General features: G+C 32.5%; 2 protein-coding genes and 1 pseudogene. 1 reads left to right on the top strand and 2 read right to left on the bottom strand.

The features are described 5' to 3' along the window. Positions 1-335: 335 nt before the first annotated feature. Positions 336-602: a VraH family peptide resistance protein gene (locus SH09_RS12960; RefSeq protein ID WP_042740059.1), complete on the top strand. Its 267-nt coding sequence runs from the start codon at positions 336-338 to the stop codon at positions 600-602. On the opposite strand, the pseudogene SH09_RS12955 reads toward SH09_RS12960, so the two are convergent. Then, positions 592-1,063: pseudogene (locus SH09_RS12955) on the bottom strand (MIP/aquaporin family protein); the annotation flags it as partial. The gene SH09_RS12960 and the pseudogene SH09_RS12955 overlap by 11 nt on opposite strands. Before the next feature lie 285 nt (positions 1,064-1,348). Next, the coding region (locus tag SH09_RS12950) for a BCCT family transporter (RefSeq protein ID WP_042740058.1) at positions 1,349-2,354 on the bottom strand (1,006 nt) is incomplete at its 5' end.

Below are 2,354 nucleotides of genomic sequence, written 5' to 3'. Positions count from 1 at the left end.
GTATGGGGAACTCTAAAAAGTGAGTTATTTAGAGGAGAAAAGCATGCGATATTCGATAATAAGTCTTTAGCAATCGAAGCGATTGATTCATTTATAGAGTTTTTAATAAAGACCGTCTTACGTTAAAAATGGCTACCCTCATATCGTAGATATGAAGATAGCCAAAATACATTTTTGTTTTTTATCTGTCTACTTGACGGGGGGAGGGGCAGTTCAGTTTTCACTCTCTTTTTGATTTTTTAGAAACGAGTTTCTTCTTATCTTATTATTGAGAATATTTTTAAAATGAACAAAGTAATATTTTAATTTTGTAATTAAGGAGTGTTTTATTTTTTATGACTATTAAACAAATTGTGAATGATTTATTAAATAAAAAATGGTCTTTAGAAGATTTATTTTGGTTAATTTTTATGTGTGTAATATTTAGTACTTTTGCTACACCATTTTTTGGTATTCCGATTGGAATTATTGCTTACTTTTTATTTTTCTATAAAGATGATGATCTTGATAGGATGACAGAAAAATATGATTATCAAGATAAAAATAAAAAAATAGAACATGCATTTATACCGAGAAAAATTATTGATTATTTAAAGCTCTAACAATTAATGGGTTTAAACCATCTGCGATATTCTTCATACCAATAAATAACAGGCCTAAAGTTAAAATGCCTGTACCAATAATTTCTGTGATGAAATTAGCAAAATAGTTGGGGATAGATGGTGCTGTAGAAAACACACCAAGTTTGACTTCTGGTTCTTTAGTTGCTTCCCAATGTGGTAAATAGGCAAGCCAAACAAGTATCGCACCGACTATACCTCCCAACATTTGAACAATTATATAACCTGGCACCATAGACCAACTTAATGAATGATTCATAGCAAATGCTAGGGTAACTGCTGGATTTAAGTGAGCGAGAGACATCTAGTCCTCATCCTACAGCAATTACAATCCAGTCAGCGCCATACCCTAAATTACGTTTCAAATTAACATTTGCACAGACGCCGCCTCCTAATAATACGAGTATTGCTGTTCCTAAAAATTCAGCTACATAAACATTCATAATAACACTATCCCTTTCTACAAAAAAGACACTTGTTTCCTTGAGTGAAGGTACAAGCGTCTCTAGTTCTCCCTAATAATTATCAACTTAAAAAGCATTATAAATCTTTTGTGTAAACGTCGTCAAAAACAGTTAGAACCAAAAAATACTAGTCTTTTTATTGATCTATTTTTAATATTTTTCTAAATAATAATTGGGGCTGAAACACATATGTGTTTCAGCCTCGAAAGAATTAATTGTGAAAACTTCTAATAATTCAAATTTAGCATATAAGATTATTGTGAATCAATCGTTTTTAATATTTTTCCTTCTGTTTATCATTTCACTTTCAAAGTCTTCAGATTGTGAGTTTATATATTCTTTGAGTCTGTGCTTGTTAGGTGATAATGTTAAACCTAAAAACTTACGTTCTTGGTTGGCATCTTTATAGAAACTAACCATCATACAAAGCACGATGATAGAGAATGGTAAGGCAGTCATGATTGCCATATTTTGTAGCGCATTTAATCCATTATCTCCACCTGAGAATAGTAAAATAAATGCAATCAATGCTTGTGCAATTCCCCAGATGACTTTAACTATTGCGGATGGGTTTAATGAACCAAATGTTGTTTGCATTCCTAATACGAATGTCGCTGAATCGGCTGACGTAATAAAGAATGTTGCTATTAATAGCAACGTTACAATGGATAACACAAAGCCTAATGGCACCTCATTAAACACACCAAATAATGTAGTTTCTGGAGGCATATCAAATATTTTAGGTGTTTTTTTCGCAGTTTCGATACCTAGAACACCAAATGCTGCAAACCAAACTAAACTTACAAGTACTGGGGCTAACAGAACTCCAGATACGAACTCTCTAATTGAGCGTCCTTTAGATACACGTGCAATGAATATACCCACAAATGGACTCCAACTAATCCACCAAGCTAGTTGGAAGAACGTCCATGATTTCATCCATTCATTTTTTTGTGAATCTAATGGTGCTGTATCAAACATGTTAAATAAGAGCGTGTTTAAATACTCACCTGTTGAACTTGTTAGCATATTTAAAATAAGAACAGTTGGTCCTACAATAAAAACAAACAATAAGATTATGCCGGCTAAACCAATATTAGCGTTACTCAAATATTGGATACCACGGCTTAAACCTGACCATGCACTTGTTAAAAATAATATGGTAACAATAAGTATAATTATACCTTGAGTCATGATAGTATTTGGAACATCAAATAGGTAGTTTAGACCACCTGCGATTTGCATAGCGCCTAAACCTAGTGATACTGCT

The sequence above is a fragment of the Staphylococcus gallinarum genome, from assembly GCF_000875895.1.
Classification (GTDB): Bacteria; Bacillota; Bacilli; order Staphylococcales; family Staphylococcaceae; genus Staphylococcus; species Staphylococcus gallinarum.
Note: the sequence above shows the minus strand (reverse complement) of the source record. Positions and strands in the feature narration are given on the sequence as shown.

Coding starts and splice junctions, on each gene's coding strand:
- SH09_RS12960 (WP_042740059.1), top strand. CDS start 336: ATGACTATTAAACAAATTGTGAATGATTTATTAAATAAAAAATGGTCT.